The 16,777-nt window shown below is 60.6% G+C and carries 17 protein-coding genes; 8 read left to right on the top strand and 9 right to left on the bottom strand.

What is annotated here, in order from left to right:
• The first annotated feature begins 25 nt into the window (after positions 1-25).
• Complete coding sequence (locus AC1DM5_RS28360; protein ID WP_477819197.1) at positions 26-1,012, top strand: zinc-dependent alcohol dehydrogenase family protein; 987 nt, start codon at positions 26-28, stop codon at positions 1,010-1,012.
• A gap of 123 nt (positions 1,013-1,135) precedes the next feature.
• Here the strand turns inward: AC1DM5_RS28360 and AC1DM5_RS28355 are convergent, their stop codons facing one another.
• Together AC1DM5_RS28355 and AC1DM5_RS28350 are read right to left on the bottom strand one after the other, a co-directional pair.
• Positions 1,136-2,293 carry an adenosylhomocysteinase gene (locus AC1DM5_RS28355; RefSeq protein WP_477819196.1) on the bottom strand — a complete coding sequence of 386 codons (1,158 nt, stop codon included), beginning with the start codon at positions 2,291-2,293 and terminating at the stop codon, positions 1,136-1,138.
• Positions 2,294-2,384: 91 nt separating this feature from the next.
• Positions 2,385-3,263, bottom strand: coding sequence for a LysR substrate-binding domain-containing protein (locus tag AC1DM5_RS28350; protein WP_477976272.1), 879 nt, complete (start codon positions 3,261-3,263; stop codon positions 2,385-2,387).
• Positions 3,264-3,532: 269 nt separating this feature from the next.
• Between AC1DM5_RS28350 and AC1DM5_RS28345 the strand changes: the two genes are divergently transcribed.
• From AC1DM5_RS28345 to AC1DM5_RS28325, 5 genes are all read left to right on the top strand, one after another.
• Positions 3,533-4,045, top strand: coding sequence for an NUDIX hydrolase (locus AC1DM5_RS28345; RefSeq protein WP_477819194.1), 513 nt, complete (start codon positions 3,533-3,535; stop codon positions 4,043-4,045).
• 62 nt (positions 4,046-4,107) lie between these two features.
• On the top strand, positions 4,108-5,604 hold the full coding sequence (locus AC1DM5_RS28340; RefSeq protein ID WP_477819193.1) for an inorganic phosphate transporter: 1,497 nt from the start codon (positions 4,108-4,110) through the stop codon (positions 5,602-5,604).
• 14 nt (positions 5,605-5,618) lie between these two features.
• Positions 5,619-6,356 (top strand): 16S rRNA (uracil(1498)-N(3))-methyltransferase, encoded by a 738-nt coding sequence (locus tag AC1DM5_RS28335; protein ID WP_477976270.1) that lies wholly within the window; start codon positions 5,619-5,621, stop codon positions 6,354-6,356.
• Between the two features lie 144 nt (positions 6,357-6,500).
• Positions 6,501-7,874 (top strand): glutamate--cysteine ligase, encoded by a 1,374-nt coding sequence (locus AC1DM5_RS28330; RefSeq protein ID WP_477819191.1) that lies wholly within the window; start codon positions 6,501-6,503, stop codon positions 7,872-7,874.
• 94 nt (positions 7,875-7,968) lie between these two features.
• Positions 7,969-8,859 carry a DUF937 domain-containing protein gene (locus AC1DM5_RS28325; RefSeq protein ID WP_477819190.1) on the top strand — a complete coding sequence of 297 codons (891 nt, stop codon included), beginning with the start codon at positions 7,969-7,971 and terminating at the stop codon, positions 8,857-8,859.
• An 86-nt stretch (positions 8,860-8,945) separates the two neighbouring features.
• Here AC1DM5_RS28325 and AC1DM5_RS28320 read toward each other — a convergent pair whose 3' ends face one another.
• Complete coding sequence (locus AC1DM5_RS28320) at positions 8,946-9,245, bottom strand: YjiS-like domain-containing protein (protein ID WP_477819189.1); 300 nt, start codon at positions 9,243-9,245, stop codon at positions 8,946-8,948.
• A 207-nt stretch (positions 9,246-9,452) separates the two neighbouring features.
• On the opposite strand from AC1DM5_RS28320, the gene AC1DM5_RS28315 reads away from it, so the two are divergent.
• On the top strand, positions 9,453-10,412 hold the full coding sequence (locus AC1DM5_RS28315; protein WP_477819188.1) for a LysR substrate-binding domain-containing protein: 960 nt from the start codon (positions 9,453-9,455) through the stop codon (positions 10,410-10,412).
• A gap of 6 nt (positions 10,413-10,418) precedes the next feature.
• Here AC1DM5_RS28315 and AC1DM5_RS28310 read toward each other — a convergent pair whose 3' ends face one another.
• From AC1DM5_RS28310 to AC1DM5_RS28295, 4 genes are all read right to left on the bottom strand, one after another.
• On the bottom strand, positions 10,419-11,054 hold the full coding sequence (locus tag AC1DM5_RS28310) for a TetR/AcrR family transcriptional regulator (RefSeq protein ID WP_477819187.1): 636 nt from the start codon (positions 11,052-11,054) through the stop codon (positions 10,419-10,421).
• 259 nt (positions 11,055-11,313) lie between these two features.
• Positions 11,314-12,189, bottom strand: coding sequence for a dienelactone hydrolase family protein (locus tag AC1DM5_RS28305; protein WP_477819186.1), 876 nt, complete (start codon positions 12,187-12,189; stop codon positions 11,314-11,316).
• A gap of 116 nt (positions 12,190-12,305) precedes the next feature.
• Complete coding sequence (locus AC1DM5_RS28300; protein ID WP_477819185.1) at positions 12,306-12,722, bottom strand: MAPEG family protein; 417 nt, start codon at positions 12,720-12,722, stop codon at positions 12,306-12,308.
• A 101-nt stretch (positions 12,723-12,823) separates the two neighbouring features.
• Positions 12,824-13,597, bottom strand: coding sequence for an SDR family NAD(P)-dependent oxidoreductase (locus AC1DM5_RS28295; protein ID WP_477819184.1), 774 nt, complete (start codon positions 13,595-13,597; stop codon positions 12,824-12,826).
• A 97-nt stretch (positions 13,598-13,694) separates the two neighbouring features.
• Between AC1DM5_RS28295 and AC1DM5_RS28290 the strand changes: the two genes are divergently transcribed.
• Entirely contained in the window at positions 13,695-14,612 is a 918-nt protein-coding gene (locus AC1DM5_RS28290; protein WP_477976268.1) for a LysR family transcriptional regulator, read from the top strand.
• 4 nt (positions 14,613-14,616) lie between these two features.
• Here the strand turns inward: AC1DM5_RS28290 and AC1DM5_RS28285 are convergent, their stop codons facing one another.
• Positions 14,617-15,165 carry a hypothetical protein gene (locus tag AC1DM5_RS28285; RefSeq protein ID WP_477819182.1) on the bottom strand — a complete coding sequence of 183 codons (549 nt, stop codon included), beginning with the start codon at positions 15,163-15,165 and terminating at the stop codon, positions 14,617-14,619.
• 2 nt (positions 15,166-15,167) lie between these two features.
• Positions 15,168-16,652 (bottom strand): IMP dehydrogenase, encoded by a 1,485-nt coding sequence (gene guaB / locus AC1DM5_RS28280; RefSeq protein ID WP_477976266.1) that lies wholly within the window; start codon positions 16,650-16,652, stop codon positions 15,168-15,170.
• Positions 16,653-16,777 lie beyond the last annotated feature (125 nt).

The raw sequence follows: 16,777 nt of genomic DNA, 5'->3' as shown, positions 1-16,777 counted from the left end.
GTCCAACAGATCAAGGAGAAGTTCCATGAGCAGCATGAAAGCAGCGCTCGTCGAAGCGCAGAATGCCGAATTCACCATTGCCGATATTGCAAAGCCCGTCGCGGAAGCCGGTCAGATTCTCGTGCGCATCAAGGCCGCCGCGCTCAATCCGCTGGATATGAAGATCAGGGCCGGCGAGGCCGCCCATGCACGCCATCCCCTGCCCGCCATTCTCGGCATTGACATGGCAGGGATCGTCGAGGCGGTTGGCCCTGGTGTGACCAGTTTTCGCGTCGGTGACGAAATCTATGGCATGACGGGTGGCGTCGGCGGCCTCCAGGGATCGCTTGCCGAGTTCGCGGCTGTCGATGCCGATCTCGTCGCGCATAAACCGCGCAATATATCAATGCGCCAAGCCGCAGCCCTGCCGTTGATCGCCATTACCGCCTGGGAAGGTCTGGAAGAACGCACGCAGGTGAAGGCCGGGCAGAAGGTGCTGGTCATCGGTGGTGGTGGCGGCGTCGGCCATGTCGCCGTACAGATGGCGGTTGCTGCCGGTGCCGAGGTCTACGCCGTCGATAGCGGTTCGAAGGCCGAATACATCCTCAATATTGGTGCGACGCCAATCGACTATGCGAAGGAGACGACTGAAGATTTTGTCGCCCGATATACCGACGGGAAAGGATTCGACATCGTCTATGATACGATCGGCGGAAAGGGTCTCGACGCTGCCTTCCAGGCCGTCGCCAAGTTCGGCCATGTCGTCAGCAGTCTCGGTTGGGGCACGCATTCGCTGGCGCCGCTCTCCTTCAAGGGCGCCAGCTATTCCGGCGTCTTCACGCTGGCGCCGCTGCTGACCGGCGAAGACCGCAACCACCACGGCGAAATCCTCAAGCAGGTCGCACAGCGCGTCGAAGCCGGAATCCTGATGCCGAATCTCGATCCGCGGCAGTTTTCGCTCGCAGACGTGGGAGAAGCCTATCGGCTGCTCGAAAGCCGTCAGGCCGAAGGCAAGGTCGTCGTGGAAATCTGACGCTCCATCTGTTCGTTTCCCGCAATTGCGGACGCAGAACCGCCACGCACTTTTAGTGGAATTGCTTTCTTGTTTTACGCAATTCCACGCGCAAAACCGCTACACACTTTTGCTGGAATTGCTTTAGCGCGCCAGATCGAGATAGGCGCTCGCGACCATTGCGTCGATATCCGCGGGCACCGGCACGATGCAGGATTCGGCGCCGACACCGCGCTTTGCGACTCGCTCCAGACAGCGGGCCTGCAGGGTGAAGCCGAGGTCCATGGATTCGACCGAGTTGCCGAGCGGGCGCGGGCCGGCAAGATTGGCCATATGACCGCTACCGAGCAAGTGGAAGGACCGGCCGTCCTTCAGATGGAAGGTCTCGATAAAATCAGTCTCGTACCGATCGATATCAACGACATCGGGATGGCTGCGGAAGGCTGGGACATCGATCTCATACGGGAAATGACCCCCGTTCATGAGGATCGCCCCGTCCTTGATCAGCGGCAGATCGGCGGCAGTCACGATGCCGGGGAAGCCTGTGACAGTGGCGATCACGTCTGCCGAGCGGATCGCCTGTTCGCGGAGCGGCGTGATGAAGCCGTCCAGATGCGCCTCGAGGCTGGTAACGGTATCGATATCGAAGACGCTCACCGTCGAGAAGGCATTGCGGAAGGCGGCGGCCGTGCCCTTGCCGCAGGCGCCGTAGCCGAAGACGGTCACACGCTTACCATTGGTGGAGCGGTTGGTGAAGCGCATGTAGCTTTCGAACAGGCTCTGGCCGACGGCATGCCTGTTTTCGGCAAACTGCTTGATCGGGCTGTCATTGATGACGAGGATCGGCAAGGCGAGCCGGTTGCGCATCGGAAGCAGGCGGGTCCGGCCGGAGGTCGTTTCTTCCGTGCCGCCGAGCAGATTGGCGTAGGGCCTCTCGGCTGCGATCGCGAAGAGATCGCCACCATTGTCCAGCAAGAGATCGGGCTTTTCGGCAACGACGGCTTCAAGGCTCCGGTGATGGGCGACGGGATCGGTTGTCTGGGTCGCAAAGACAGTGATGCCCTGCGCGCGCAGAAATTCCACGGTTGCCGGCTGTGTACTGTTCAGATTGCCGGTGCAGATCAGGCGCGCCCCACCGGCCCGCAGGGTCATCAGCAGAGCGACCGTCTTCGGTTCCAGATGGATGCCGGTGCCGATCGAAAGACCAGCAAAGGGGCGTGTCTTTTCGAATTCCGCAGCCGTTGCCTTCAGCAGGCGGCAGCTATTGCCGATCCAGTCTATGCGTGTCGCAGGTTTTTCCATCTCATGCCCTTTCGTTCCCCTCTGTTCTAGCGAGGCAAAGATAGAGCGGGCATGGAGATATTTCTGATGAAAGGGCAGAAAAACTGCCCTTTCAGGACGCGCCGCCCGAGCGCAGCAGCCAGTTGCGGAGCGCCGCGAAGGCTGGCCGTTTCGCATCCGCAGTACGGCAGCAGAGGCTGTAGCCGGCCGGGCGGCGGATGAAGCCGTAGGGGGCGGCGAGAATATTGCGGGCGAGATCGTCCTCAATCGAGGCTTTCGGCGCCAGCGCGATCCCGAGGCCGGCGCGGGCCGCGCCCACCGCCAGAAGCAGATCCTCGAACTCGCGGCGCCTGGAAAAGGCGACCGGGGGCAGGCCGCTTTCGGCAAACCATTCGGCCCAGAGCGTCGGCGCGCTGCGGCTGACGAGGATGCTGGACTCCGCCAGCGCCGCGACATCGCCCGCTAGTCTGGCGGCGATCGCCGGTGTCGCGACCGGGCCGAACTCATCCTCCATGAAGCGCGTCTCGGTAGTGCCGGCCGACGACCTGATCTCACCGCCCATGATGACCGCATCGAAATCCGGATGCTGCGAGAGCGGCTCGACCACCGTCATCGGCACGATATCGACCTCAATATCGCCAAGGTTTGCCTGCATGTCGGCTGCGCGCGGCATCAGCCACCAGATGGCGAAAGCCGAGGGCACGCCAAGGCGGATACGCTGCCTGCCCGCCTCTTCGAATTCATCGGCGGCGCGTTTCAATATGGTCAGGGCAGCACCGGCGGCCTCGGCAAAGGCACTTGCCTTCTCGGTCGGAACCAGCTTGCGGCCGTCACGCACGAAGAGCTTGCTGCCCAGGTGATCTTCGAGTGTCGATATCTGCTGGCGGACGGCGCCACGCACCACGCCCAGCTCTTCGGCCGCCTTCAAAATGCTGCCGTGACGACAGACAGTTTCAAAGGCGCGGATCGCGTTGAGGGGTGGGAGTCGCATAGTTACCACATTGTAGAAAATCGCAGTGGATCAGAAGATCTCGCCATTGAATGAAATGCAAGGTCGAGCCATATTGTACAGCTGTGCAAAACGACGCATTCGGGACAGGAAATGGCGAGATTTCCGAACCTGCCTGGCCTCGATTTTTCCTATGTACAGTGGATAAAATAGTTTTTCGGTTCGTTTTGCACGTATGGATCGCGCAAGCTTTTCATACCATACTAATATAATAACGACTCAGCTTAACAATCGTAAAGGTGACCCGACAATTGACCCTTCTTGCCCGCCTGGCTTCTGATGTGCAACTCATGTTTCGGCGTCCGCCGCGACAGCAGTATGCTGCGCTCTGTTATCGGGTCAAAAAGAAGACGGGTGAGCTCGAAGTTCTGCTGATGACCAGCCGCGATACCGGGCGGTGGGTGATCCCCAAGGGATGGCCGATGAACCGCAAATGCGCCTATGAAGTTGCGGCACAGGAAGCCCTGGAAGAGGCTGGCGTACGCGGCACGGTGGAGACCGAAACGCTCGGCGACTATACCTACGCCAAGGTTTTGCGCGACGGCATGAAGGTGACCTGCAAGGTTCAGGTCTATGCCCTCGAAGTGACTGGTGTGGCGAAGAATTTCAAAGAAAAAGGCGAGCGGACCGTCGAGTGGGTTTCCTGCGACGAAGCGGTCAAGCGCGTCCAGGAAGCCGAACTGCGTAACCTGTTCCTCGCCTTTAAACGGCGCATGGCTGAAAAGCTTTCTGGCGGCATTCCGAAACAAATTCCGGCGGAATAAGTCTTGCCATCTTGTGCCGCTAGAAAAGGCGGCGCAAAAGCAGGGTTTAGCCGGGAAACAGAATGCCGCAACGCAACGCCGTCCTTACGAAACGCACGCTTGATAAGGATCTCGACAAGGTCACCCATGTCGAGGATGCGGCCAAATATGTCTCGCGACGGCTGGTGGCGCCTGGGCTTGGCTTGATCTTTCTCGGCCTGGCGATGCTTTTTGCCGGTGTCTATGTGTTCGACAGGCCCGGCGCGGTGCTGGTGATTGCGGCTGCAGCACTTGCCGCCTACATGGCGATGAATATCGGCGCCAACGACGTGACCAACAATGTGGGCGCGGCCGTCGGGGCGCGCGCCATCACCATGAAGCAGGCGCTCATCATCGCCGCGATCTTCGAGGTGCTGGGCGCGACGATTGCCGGTGGCGAGGTCGTCAAGACGATTTCCTCCAGTATCATCGATACGGTGCAGGTGCCGCCGGCAACACTCGGCTGGATCATGATGGCGGCCCTCACGGCCGCCGCACTCTGGATCAACCTCGCCACCTGGATGAATGCGCCGGTCTCGACGACGCATGCGATCGTCGGCGCCGTGATCGGTGCCGGCGTGGGAGCGGTCGGATTCGAGCCGGTCAATTGGCGAGTCATGCTGGAAATCACCGCGAGCTGGATAACCTCGCCGTTGATCGGCGGGCTGGTCGCCGCGGGGCTCCTCTATCTGGTGAAGACCCTCATCGTCTATCGCGAGGACAAGATCGCCGCCGCCAGACAATGGGTACCCATCATGATCGCCGTGATGGCCGGCGGTTTCATGGCCTATATGGTGCTGCAGCTCGCGCCGCGGGGCCGATACTCGTCGCTGACGATCCTCCTGATCGGCATCGGGATCGGTCTCGTCAGTTGGCTCGTGGTGCGGCCAGTCATCCTGCAGCAGGCAGAGAATCTCGAAAACCGCAACAGCTCGCTTCGCACACTGTTCCACTTTCCGCTGATCGGCTCGGCCGCCCTGCTCTCTTTCGCGCATGGCGCAAACGATGTCTCCAATGCGGTCGGTCCGCTTTCGGCGATCGTTCACTCGGCCGGTATCGCCGACAACAGCAATATCGGCCACCCGCCGCTCTGGGTGATGCTGATCGGCGCTTTTGGAATTTCGGTCGGCCTTCTGCTTTTCGGGCCGCGCCTTATCCGGCTCGTCGGTGAGGAGATCACCAAGCTCAATCCGACGCGCGCCTATTGCGTAGCGCTGTCGACCGCCTTCACGGTCATCGTCGCCTCCTGGCTCGGTCTGCCGGTCAGTACCACCCATATCGCCGTCGGCTCGGTGTTCGGCGTCGGCTTTTTCCGCGAGTGGTACACGCGCAATTCGAAGCGCCGTATCGAATTCATACGCCGCAAGGCGGAAAGCTTCGAGATCGACGAGCCGGAGCCGAATGTTCATGAAGCCCGCCGGCGTTATCTGGTCCGCCGGTCGCATTTCATGACGATCGTCGGGGCGTGGGTCATCACCGTGCCGGTCTCGGCCGCGCTTGCGGCGGTGATTTATTGGGCTATGTTCGCGCTCTTCATGTGATTCAGGGTCTCAGAATGCGCGCCAATTTCCGCATGCAGCGGCTTTTCATCAATGTTCCCTTGTCAAAAGGTGCCGCCGTCGAGGCCAATTCGGAGCAGTTCAACTATCTCGCCAATGTCCTGCGCATGGAAGAGGGTGCGGAAATTCTGCTCTTCAACGGCCGCGACGGCGAATGGAAGGCGAGCCTCTCCTTCCCGACCCGCAAGCGCATCCTGCTCACGGCGACCGAAGAGACCCGGCCGCAGCCTGCCCCATCCGACCTGCACTATCTCTTTGCGCCGCTGAAGGTCGGCCGCATGGATTATCTGGTGCAGAAGGCGGTGGAAATGGGCGCCGGCTTTTTGCAGCCGGTCATGACCCAGCATGTGCAAGGCAAGATCACCAATCTCGACAAGATCCGCGCCAATGTCATCGAAGCGGCGGAACAGTGCGGCATCCTCGGCATTCCCGATGTGGCCGAGCCCGTGCGGCTTGCCGATCTGCTCGACCGCTGGCCTGCGGACCGGCGCATCATCTATTGCGATGAGGGCGACGCAGGACAGAACCCGCTGCCGCTGCTTTCTAAGGTGACCGAACGGAAGATTGCGCTGCTGGTCGGCCCTGAAGGCGGCTTTTCGGAGGAGGAACGAACGCGCCTGCGCAGCCTCGATTTCGTAACCGCTATCCCCCTTGGGCCGCGCATCCTGCGCGCCGACACGGCAGCGGTCGCGGCTATGGCAGTGATACAGGCTGCCATCGGCGACTGGAATTAACTGCCGAAGGCCGATCGAAAGGAAAGTGCCGCTATTTTTTTGATGACATATTGAAAGAATTTCACTTGCAACTTAGCTGGCTTGGGCACTAATCACCCTTCCAATTGCCCCGGCCCCGGCGCCTTCCCGAATACAGGTACTTTCATGGCTCGCGACACCACCGACCAGACGCCGATCTCTTCGGTTCAGGAGCTGACCGACTATCTTGCCGCCGGCAATAAGCCGAAGGACCGGTTCCGCATCGGCACGGAACATGAGAAGTTCGTCTTCTTCCGCAAAGACAACAGCCCGGTTCCCTATTTCGGCGAAGCCAGCATTTCGGCGCTGCTGAAGGGCCTGCAGGCCAAGAGCGGCTGGGAACCAATCACGGACGGCGACAATATCATCGGCCTTGGCGAGCAGAATGGCATGGGCGCCATCTCGATCGAGCCCGGCGGCCAATTCGAGCTCTCGGGAGCGCCACTCGAAAACATTCACCAGACCTGCAAGGAATCCAACCAGCATCTGGCGCAGGTGCGCGAGATCGCAGAGCCCATGGGCATCGGTTTCCTCGGCATCGGCGGCAGCCCGACATGGGCCTATGCGGAAACCCCGCATATGCCGAAGTCGCGCTACGAGATCATGACCAGCTACATGCCCGACGTCGGCAGCCGCGGTCTCGACATGATGTATCGCACCTGCACGATCCAGGTGAACCTCGATTTCTCCTCAGAAGACGATATGCGCCGCAAGATGCGCGTTTCGATGAAGCTGCAGTCGCTGGCGACCGCGCTCTTCGCCTCCTCTCCCTTCACCGAAAGCAAACCCAACGGCATGCTCTCCTGGCGCGGCGATGTCTGGCGCGACGTGGACAACAGGCGCAGCGGCCTTCTGGACTTCACCTTCCGCGACGATTTCGGCTTCAAGGATTATGCCGAATGGGCGCTCGACGTCCCCATGTATTTCGTTATGCGCGACGGGCACTATCACAGAGCGACCCATGTCACCTTCCGCCAGTTCATGAACGGCGCGCTGAAAGGCGAGATCACTGCCTATGAGCCGACGATGGGCGACTGGACGAACCATCTTTCTACGCTTTTCCCGGATGTGCGCCTGAAGCGGTTCCTGGAAATGCGCGGCGCGGATGGCGGCCCGTGGCGCCGCATCTGTGCCCTGCCGGCCTTCTGGGTCGGCCTGCTCTATGATGACGCCGCTCTCCAGGCCGCCGACGAACTGACCAAGGACTGGGGCTTTGCCGAAGTGAATGCACTGCGCAACGCGGTGCCGGAGGAAGGTCTCAAGGCCGAGTTCCGCGGACATGCGCTGATCGACACGGCGCGTGAGGTCGTCAATATTTCCCGCGCCGGCCTCAAGGCGCGCAACAGGCTGAATGGCGACGGCGTCGACGAGAGCATCTTCCTGGCACCACTCGACGAGGTTCTGGCCAAGAAGGCGACGCTCGCCGAGGATCTGTTGGCGCTCTATCACGGCCGCTGGAACGGCTCGGTCGAGCCGGTCTTCCAGGAATATCAATACTAAGAGGCAAGCCGCCCCTTCCAAAAAGCCGTTTGCGCAATCCCATTTCGAGCTATAGTGGCGCGAATATGCGCCGCTATTCGGGAAAGGGACTTTCATGCTGCCACTCTTCGACATGATGATGCAGGCGCAGAACGGGGCGGCGATGGATGCCGTTGCCAAGCAATTCAACCTCGCGCAGGAACAGGCAACGAAGGCGATGGCCGCGCTGACGCCGGCCTTTTCCGCCGGCCTCAAGCGCAGCACCAGCAACCCTTATGATTTCGTCGGCCTTATGCAGGCCGTGGCGTCGGGCAATTATGCCAAATATTTCGAGGACATGAGCAAGGCCTTTACCCCTGAAGGCATTTCCGACGGCAACAATATCCTCGCCCAGCTTTTCGGCTCCAAGGAGGTCTCACGCGCCATTGCCGCACAGGCGGCGCAGATGACTGGCATCGGCCAGGAAATCTACAAGCAGATGCTGCCGGTCATGGCCGGCACGCTGATGGGCGGGTTGTTCAAGCAATCGATGGGGCAGATGGCGACACCGGTCAATCCCTTCGTCAATACCGCCATGGGCGAGACGATCCAGAAATGGCTTGAGAGCACCGGCTTTGCGCCGAAGCCGAAGGCGGCACCCGAACCCAGCATTTTCGATAATCCGTTCACCCAGGCCATGCAGCTGATGTTCAGCGTGCCGAAGCCGACGCCTCAGCCGCAACCCGTCAACCCTTTCCTCGACAATCCCTTTGCCAAGGCATTCCAGGAGATGATGGCAGGGCTTCAGCAGCCGGCGGCAAAGGCTCCGGAGCCGCCGAAGGAGGAGCCGAAAGCCGAAAATGACAGCTATACCGAGATGCTGAACGCCATGTTCGACAGTGGTCTCGAAGTACAGAAGAACTATCAGAAGAGCCTTGAAGCCATCTTCGAGGCCTATCGGCCCAAATCTGCGCCCTCCCCCGAAGATACCGCTCCCATTGGCCCCTCTACAACGGGCAAGAAATAAAAAAACCCGGAGATGGCTTGGGAAAGCCGATCACCGGGTTAAGCAGCAGGGCTATTGGCTATCACCCTGCGGGGAAAAACGTGCGATCAGTCCCTGTAGGGGCGCATGATCGCGAGCAGGTGGCGGCGCTTGGCCGCCTGCGTCAGGTGCTCCGACGGATCTTCAAAGAAGGTCGAAGCGAGGAACGCGGAGGTCACATCGGCCCGCGACAGGCCGATATCCCGCAACTGATTGTCATCGAGCTCATGCAGCCCATTCACCTGCGAGCGATTGCGCACAATGCGAAGGGCGGTCGCCAGCGGCGCAAGGCCAGCCATAAGACGCTGCATGAACGTCGGGGCGAGCTTGCCGCAGTCGAGTTCTAGTGTCTGTTCATGAGTGCGCATCGAACTCTCCTTTCTTCGGGGCGCAGAACAGCCCACCCCGCCTGCGAGGTCGTGCAGGAAGGGCAAAGCTGGTCACAGGTTGGACAGGCAGGGTGTCTGTCCTTCACTTTGCTTGATTTGCATCCCGAAGATGCCAAAGACCTATTGATCAGTCCAACGAATGTTTCTAATGATTAACATCAGAGATCTTTATGGATGGACAAGATCATGGCGGCGCCTCTTGATATCGACCAGCTGCAGACCTTCATCGCAATCGTGGATTCCGGCAGCTTCACCAAGGCGGCCGACAAGGTCTACAAGACACAGTCCGCCGTCTCCATGCAGATGCGGCGCCTGGAAGAACGCATCGGCAAGCAGCTCTTCATCAAGGACGGCCGCGGCAACCGGCTGACAGTCGAGGGCGAAAAGCTGCTCAATTATGCCCGCCGTATCATCCGCCTGAACAATGAGGCGATCGCCGCCTTCGACGACAACAGGCTGGAAGGCACTTTGCGCATCGGCACGCCCGACGATTATGCCGACCGCTATATGCCCGAGATCATCGGTCGCTTTGCCAAGACGCATCCGAATGTCGAACTCTATATCGTCTGCGAGCCTTCGGTGGATCTCGCCGAACGTATGCACAAGGGCGAGCTCGATATCGCACTTGTCACCCACAATCCGCGCGAGCGCATTTCGGATGTGGTGCGAACAGAACCGCTCTGCTGGGTGAGTTCCGCCAACCATCCGATCCGCGACGATGCGCCGGTGCCGCTTGCCGTCGGCCGGCGCGATTGCCAGTGGCGCCAGCTCGCCTGTTCGGCACTCGATGCCGTCGGCCGTGAATATCAGATCCTGTTCACGAGCTGGTCCTGCACCGTGGTCGCTTCGGCCGTGCTCGCCGGCATGGCGGTTTCGATCATGCCGGAATCGGCACTCCGCACAGGGATGAAGGTGTTGAGCCAGGCAGACGGTTTCCCGGCACTGCCGCCGGTGCAGATCGGCATCATGAAGCGACCCGGCGTTTCGCTGTCGCTGATGAACGCGATTACGGCGCATATCACCGCCTGCCTCGACAACATCACGCCGACCGTCATCGAAGATGGGCTGGAGCAGGATGGGAAGACAGGCTACGCCCGCCACTATCCGCGGCTCAAGGCTGCGGCGAGCATGATGCCGAGCTGGTAGATGGTCTCAAGCTGCCGAAGCGGACGTCGGAGCAAATAGGGAGGCGCGGATCACGCGCTTCCATTCGTCGAGGATGCGCTCGCCATCTTCGCTCAGCACAGCAAGGCGGATCGCCGCGCCGATCAGGTGGCTGAAAAGGTAAGTGCGCGCTTTCATCTGCTCATTGCAGAGTTCCGGCGACAGACGACGCACAGCCTCCTGGAAGATCTCGGCGACCTGGCCGCTATGCTCGATGTTCAGGCGCAGGAGATCCTGGTCTGTCTCCGTGCCCATCCAGACGCCGAGATAGGCGGCATCGTTGCGGTATTCGGCATAGTACCAGTCGATCATCGCCGAGATCAGGTCGAGCGCTTCATCGAAGGACCGAACATCCGCGAACATCTCCGCCGTCTTCTGCTGGATCGCCTGCGCATGGCGGTCGAACAGCGCTTTGACAATCGCCGCCTTTTCCGGGAAATACTGATAGACCGAACCGATCGGAACTTTTGCGGCGACGGCAAGCTCGGTCATCCGCATGGCGCTGACGCCCTTTTCGGCGATGATGGTGGCTGCGGCGTTGAGGATGAGATCCAGCCGCTGGATGCTTCGCTCCTGTTTCGGCTTCCTGCGAAGAGCAATACGATCCGAAATGTCCGCGCCCATGTGGTTCCCATCTGTCTCGTTATTGAGCGGCGGAAATGATGTGTCATACCGGCGCGTCGGGCCGATATGACATGCAGGTATTCATCCGTCGTAAAGGGAAATGGTCGGATTTTAAGCAATGGCAAGAGCGCAGGGGCAAAGGGGCGTTACGCCCCGTTTTGGCCTGTGCAAAAGGCAGTCTTAACACTTCATTCAGCAAGGCCGGCTGAGCACTTGTTAGCCTGCCTTTTTTGCCTTGCGGCACAGTCTCCAGGCCTGGTCAGGCGAGGTTCTGCTTCAGAAACTCGACCGTGCGGCCCCAGGCGAGATCGGCTGCCGCCTTGTCATAACGGGCAGCGGACGTGTCGTTGTTGAAGGCGTGGTTGACCCCCTCATAGACGTAGATCTCAAATTTTTTACCATTCTCCTCGAGCGCCTTCTTGTAAGCGTCGATGCCAGCATTGATGCGATCATCGAGGCCGGCATAGTGGAGCAGCAGCGCCGCCTTGATGTTGGGAACGTCAGAGGCCGGCGGCTGTGCGCCGTAATAGGCCACGCCTGCCTTCAGCTCGGGCGACTTGACCGCGAGGTTGTTGACCGCGCCGCCGCCCCAGCAAAAGCCGATCGCGCCGACATTGCCGTTCGCAGCCTCGAGCTTGGAGAGGTAGACGACGGTCGCCTCGCCGTTCGCGACGGTCGTGGCCGCATCGAGCTTGCTGAACATGTCACGCGCCTGATCCTCATTCTCAGGCGTGCCACCCTGCGGCGAAAGGAAATCCGGCGCGAGCGCCACGAAACCTTCGAGCGCCATGCGGCGGGCGACATCACGGATATGCGGATTGAGGCCGCGGTTCTCGTGGATGACGATGACGGCGCCGAGCTTGCCGGACGCATTCTTCGGCTGTACCAGATAACCCTTCATGTCACCGCCGCTGCCAGGATAGGTAATATCCTTACCGGTCAGGCGATCGTCATTTTCGGCGACGACCTCGGCGGCTGCCTTGTTGGCGGCCAGCAGCGGAGCGATTGCCGCGGCAGCGGTTGCCGAGCCGGCAAGCTTCGTCAGCTTGTCCATGAAGCCGCGGCGATCCAGCGTCAGGTGCGTATATTCATCATAGGCATTGATCATTGCCTGCGTAATGACGGGCTTTTCCATGACAATCCTCCTCTGTTCCCATCCCATGCCCAATCGGTAAGGGGGAACATAGGTCAGCAGCCGATAACCTAGGAACAAAACTATGTTACCAGCCTAGCTGGAGGGAATCGCCTGGATCAGGAGAACAGCATCCAGCCGGCAAGCCAGGCCCACATGGCCCCCAGCACGACAAAACCGGCAGCAAAAAGCGGGCTGCGATAGCGCAGATCGTTGCTGGTGACATGCACATAGGCATGAGCATATCGCAGGACGACGAAAAGCCAGGCAAGCACGACGGACACCAGATTATCCGCCTCGGTGATATAAAGAAGAATGCTGCAGGCATAGAAGAGCACCGGCAGCTCGAACTGGTTGGCGAGGCTGTTCTTGACGAAAAGGCATTCGGGCGGTTCGTCGCGGTTCTCGCGATAGCCAGATTTCTTCATCCGCCCCTCACGAACCGCCTTGCCACGGCGCAGACCAAGCACTCCGTAAAGGATGTAGACCAACAGGGCGTGGGCAAGCAGAGGCCAGAACATCTCAAAGCCGGTCATCAATCATTCCTCTCACTTCGGCGACGGCGGGAGCAGTAGCGGAGAGACCGGACAAATACCAGAGCCATGACGGCCCGCCGTGGAGCGGGCCGTCTTCAGGGTCAGACCTGGGCGATACCGCCGTCGACGAAGATTTCGGCACCGGTGATGAAGCTCGAATCTTCTGTCGCGAGGAATAGAGCCGTTGCGGCGATTTCTTCCGGGCGGCCGACGCGACCCATCGGGACCTGTGATGCCATATAGTCCAGCAGGCCCTGCTGCTGTGCCTTGTCCTGGCCCGCGAGTTCAACGAGGCCTGTCGTTTCGGTCGGACCAGGGCTCAGCGTGTTAATGCGGATGCCGCGGTCCTTCAGGTCGAGGATCCAGTTGCGGGAGAAATTGCGGATCGCTGCCTTGGAGGCAGCATAGACGCTGAAGGCCGGCGTGCCTGAAACCCCCGCCGTGGAGCCGGTCAGGATGACAGAGGAACCCTTGTCGAGCAGCGGCAGCGCCTTCTGCACCGTAAAGAGCACGCCCTTCACATTGCGCCCAAAGGTATCGTCATACTGTTCTTCGGTGATTGCGCCGAGCGGCGCAAATGAGCCGCCACCGGCATTGACGAAGAGTACGTCGATGCGGCCGGCCTCTGCCTTCACCTGCTCAAAGAGGCGGTCGAGATCGGCAAGCTTTGCCGAGTCGGCCTGGATGCCGGTGACATCGCCGCCGATTTCGGCAACGGCTGCATCAAGCACATCCTTGCGGCGGCCGGTGATGAAGAGGCGTGCGCCTTCGGCTGCGAAGCGCTTTGCGGTGGCAAGGCCGATGCCTGAAGTAGCGCCCGTGATAACCGCGATCTTTCCGTTCAGTCTCCGTGTCCCATTCAGTGTCTGGTTCATTGTCGTCGTCTCCTGTTCTGTGCGACCGAACTGAAGATGTGGACGGACCTTTCGTTTCTGAATAGAAAGAAATGAAAGGTATCATTGCAGGAATGAAATGATGGGTTTTCCGGATTTCGAGGGCCTCGCCGTGTTCGCCAAGGTGGCGGAGGAGCGCTCCTTCGCCCGCGCGGCCAAGACGCTCGGGGTTTCCGTGCCAACAGTGTCGCGGGCGATCAGCCGGCTGGAGGACCGGCTCGGGGCGCGGCTCTTCAACCGCACCTCCCGGCAGCTGGCACTCACCGATTTCGGGCTGCGGCTCGTTGACCGCGCCCAGCGCATCTATGCGGAGGCGGAAGCGGCCGAGAATGCGGCGCGCGAACTTTCCACCCAGCCCCGCGGGCTGATCCGTCTCGCCGTGCCGATGGTCTTCGGGCGGCAATGGCTGGCGCCGATCCTGCCCGATTTCTTCGAGCTCTATCCCGATATCTCCATCGACATGCATATGAGCGATGCCGTGGTCGATCTCGTGGGCGAAGGCTTCGATGCGGCACTGCGCATCGCGGTGCTGCCTGATTCCTCCCTCGTGGCGAAACGGCTGGTGCCAGTCGCGCCCTTCATTCTCGCAGCCCCCTCCTATCTCGAAAGATATGGCTGTCCACGGCATCCGCGAGACCTCGCGGCCCATCATTGCCTCGGCTACGCTTACCGGCCGCGGCAGGATATCTGGCGCTTCAGCAACAAGGCAGGGGAAGAGGAGATCGTGGTGCCGACCGGACCACTGAGGGCCACCAATTCGGAGGCCTTGATCCCGATGGCCCTACGCGGCCTCGGCATCGTCGAACTGCCGGAATTCATGGCTTACGAATATCTCGCCGATGGGCGTCTGAAAGCGATCCTGACCGACTGGACCCTGCCGAAAGGCGCGCTTTATTTCGTCACGCCATCGGCTCGCGCCCGGCCGGCGAAGGTGGAAGCACTCGGAGATTTCCTTGCGGCGAAACTTTCACACCCGGCATGGCGCTGGCCACAGTGAGCACTCAGTTTTCGCGCGTTTGGTGGAGAATTGCGCCTCTCACGATCAGAATGGCGCAGATGGCAAGGCTTGCAAATTTCAGCTTCGTCATCCACGGCAGGATCTGCGCGGCAAAGCCTGCCGCACCACTGTCGCTGAAGGCAACGAGGCTTGAGATGTTTTCTGCGTAATCGGCGAAGCCGTAAATGAATGGCAGGACGTAAACAATCCGGCCGAGCAGGCGGGGCGCCTGCCGGCCGCGCCATGTCTCGATCGGGCCAAGCCGCAGAAAAATCACGAACAGAAGGGCTGTCAGCAGAGCCGGAAAGATGAGCTCCGGGCCGAAATACATGGCCCGGAGAATGTGGCTTGCCGTCACGTTCTGATCGAGCAACGTCTCCATATGGAAGACAGCGGACTCGTCATAGCCTACAAAATAGGTGTCTAGCACCGCCTGCCCCGTCTCATGCTCGAAGGGCACGGTGTAGCCGAAGGTGGTCCAGCCGAGGACGATGAGGCAGAGGACTGCGAGCAGCGCGATGATCCAGAGCGGAACCCGGCTGCCCGCTTCCATGATTAGACGCCGACGCCCGGATAGTTCGGGCTTTCACGGGTGATCGTCACATCATGCGGATGGCTTTCGCGCAGGCCGGCGCTGGAGATGCGCACGAAGGTGGCGCGCTCCTGGAACTCCTTGATGTCCTTGCCGCCGACATAGCCCATGGCAGCCTTGAGGCCGCCTGCGAGCTGATGCAAGACGCCGGAGACCGGGCCCTTGTAGGGAACCTGACCTTCGATGCCCTCAGGCACGAGCTTCAGCGTGTCGCGCACTTCCGCCTGGAAGTAGCGGTCTGCTGAACCGCGCGCCATGGCGCCGACGGAACCCATGCCGCGATAGGCTTTGAAGGAACGCCCCTGATAGAGATAGACCTCGCCCGGGCTTTCATCGGTACCGGCAAGCAGCGAGCCGATCATGACGGCAGAAGCACCGGACGCGATGGCCTTGGCCACATCGCCCGAGAACTTGATGCCGCCATCGGCGATGACCGGAATGCCCTGCGCATTCGCCGCCTCGACCGCCGACATGATCGCAGCAAGCTGCGGAACGCCGACGCCGGCGACGACACGCGTCGTGCAGATCGAGCCCGGGCCGATACCGACCTTGACGGCGTCAGCGCCGGAATCGATCAGCGCCTTGGTGCCGTCATAGGTCGCGACATTGCCGGCCATGATGCGCACCGAATTGGAGAGCTTCTTGACACGGGCGACAGCTTCCAGAACGCGAGCCGAATGACCATGGGCCGTATCGACGACGAGCAGGTCGACGCCGGCATCGATCAGCCGTTCGGCACGCTCGAAACCATCGTCACCGACGCCGACGGCAGCGGCAGCACGCAGGCGGCCCTGCGCATCCTTGGAGGCGTTCGGGTTCAGCTGCGCCTTTTCGATATCCTTGACGGTGATCAGACCGACGCAACGACCCTCACCATCGACGACCAGCAGTTTCTCGATGCGGTGAGAGTGCAGCAGCCGCTTGGCCTCCTGCTGATCGACGTTTTCCTTGACCGTCACCAGATTCTGATGGGTCATGAGTTCGTAGATCTTCTGGGTCGGGTCGGATGCAAAGCGGACGTCACGGTTGGTGACGATGCCGACGAGGCGGCCCGTTTTCTCGACGACCGGGATGCCGGAGATGCCGTGCATCTTCATCAGCGCCAGGGCATCGGCGAGCGTAGCGTCCGGGCCGATGGTCACGGGATTGACGACCATGCCGCTTTCGAACTTCTTGACCTGACGAACCTGCTCGGCCTGCTCGACGGGGGTAAGGTTCTTGTGAATGACGCCAAGGCCGCCGGCCTGCGCCATCGCGATCGCCAGACGGCCCTCGGTCACCGTGTCCATCGCTGCTGATATGATCGGGATATTCAGCTCGAAGTCGGGTGCGAGGCGCGTTGCGACACTCGTCTGACCCGGCAGGACTTCGGAATGACCGGGTTGCAGCAGCACGTCATCGAAGGTGAGTGCGTCGAGTCCGGTTGGCGTTTCAATGATGCGAGCCATGGCCAAATTCCTTCAAGAAAGAAAAATGCGTTCCACCCGGTACGAATCGTCCGCACCGGCGGTGTGCATGAGTTTATGGAAGTTGGCGAGGGCTGGTAACACGTCTATGACAGGAAGGAAATAGC

The sequence above is a fragment of the Rhizobium sp. 01T437 genome (assembly GCF_056398505.1).
The sequence above is the reverse complement of the archived record's forward strand: the minus strand, read 5'-3'. Positions and strand labels throughout refer to the sequence as shown.

Coding starts and splice junctions, on each gene's coding strand:
- AC1DM5_RS28360 (WP_477819197.1), top strand. CDS start 26: ATGAGCAGCATGAAAGCAGCGCTCGTCGAAGCGCAGAATGCCGAATTC.
- AC1DM5_RS28355 (WP_477819196.1), bottom strand. CDS start 2,293: ATGGAAAAACCTGCGACACGCATAGACTGGATCGGCAATAGCTGCCGC.
- AC1DM5_RS28350 (WP_477976272.1), bottom strand. CDS start 3,263: ATGCGACTCCCACCCCTCAACGCGATCCGCGCCTTTGAAACTGTCTGT.
- AC1DM5_RS28340 (WP_477819193.1), top strand. CDS start 4,108: ATGCCGCAACGCAACGCCGTCCTTACGAAACGCACGCTTGATAAGGAT.
- AC1DM5_RS28335 (WP_477976270.1), top strand. CDS start 5,619: ATGCGCGCCAATTTCCGCATGCAGCGGCTTTTCATCAATGTTCCCTTG.
- AC1DM5_RS28330 (WP_477819191.1), top strand. CDS start 6,501: ATGGCTCGCGACACCACCGACCAGACGCCGATCTCTTCGGTTCAGGAG.
- AC1DM5_RS28325 (WP_477819190.1), top strand. CDS start 7,969: ATGCTGCCACTCTTCGACATGATGATGCAGGCGCAGAACGGGGCGGCG.
- AC1DM5_RS28320 (WP_477819189.1), bottom strand. CDS start 9,245: ATGCGCACTCATGAACAGACACTAGAACTCGACTGCGGCAAGCTCGCC.
- AC1DM5_RS28315 (WP_477819188.1), top strand. CDS start 9,453: ATGGCGGCGCCTCTTGATATCGACCAGCTGCAGACCTTCATCGCAATC.
- AC1DM5_RS28310 (WP_477819187.1), bottom strand. CDS start 11,054: ATGGGCGCGGACATTTCGGATCGTATTGCTCTTCGCAGGAAGCCGAAA.
- AC1DM5_RS28305 (WP_477819186.1), bottom strand. CDS start 12,189: ATGGAAAAGCCCGTCATTACGCAGGCAATGATCAATGCCTATGATGAA.
- AC1DM5_RS28300 (WP_477819185.1), bottom strand. CDS start 12,722: ATGACCGGCTTTGAGATGTTCTGGCCTCTGCTTGCCCACGCCCTGTTG.
- AC1DM5_RS28295 (WP_477819184.1), bottom strand. CDS start 13,597: ATGAACCAGACACTGAATGGGACACGGAGACTGAACGGAAAGATCGCG.
- AC1DM5_RS28290 (WP_477976268.1), top strand. CDS start 13,695: ATGATGGGTTTTCCGGATTTCGAGGGCCTCGCCGTGTTCGCCAAGGTG.
- AC1DM5_RS28285 (WP_477819182.1), bottom strand. CDS start 15,165: ATGGAAGCGGGCAGCCGGGTTCCGCTCTGGATCATCGCGCTGCTCGCA.
- guaB (WP_477976266.1), bottom strand. CDS start 16,652: ATGGCTCGCATCATTGAAACGCCAACCGGACTCGACGCACTCACCTTC.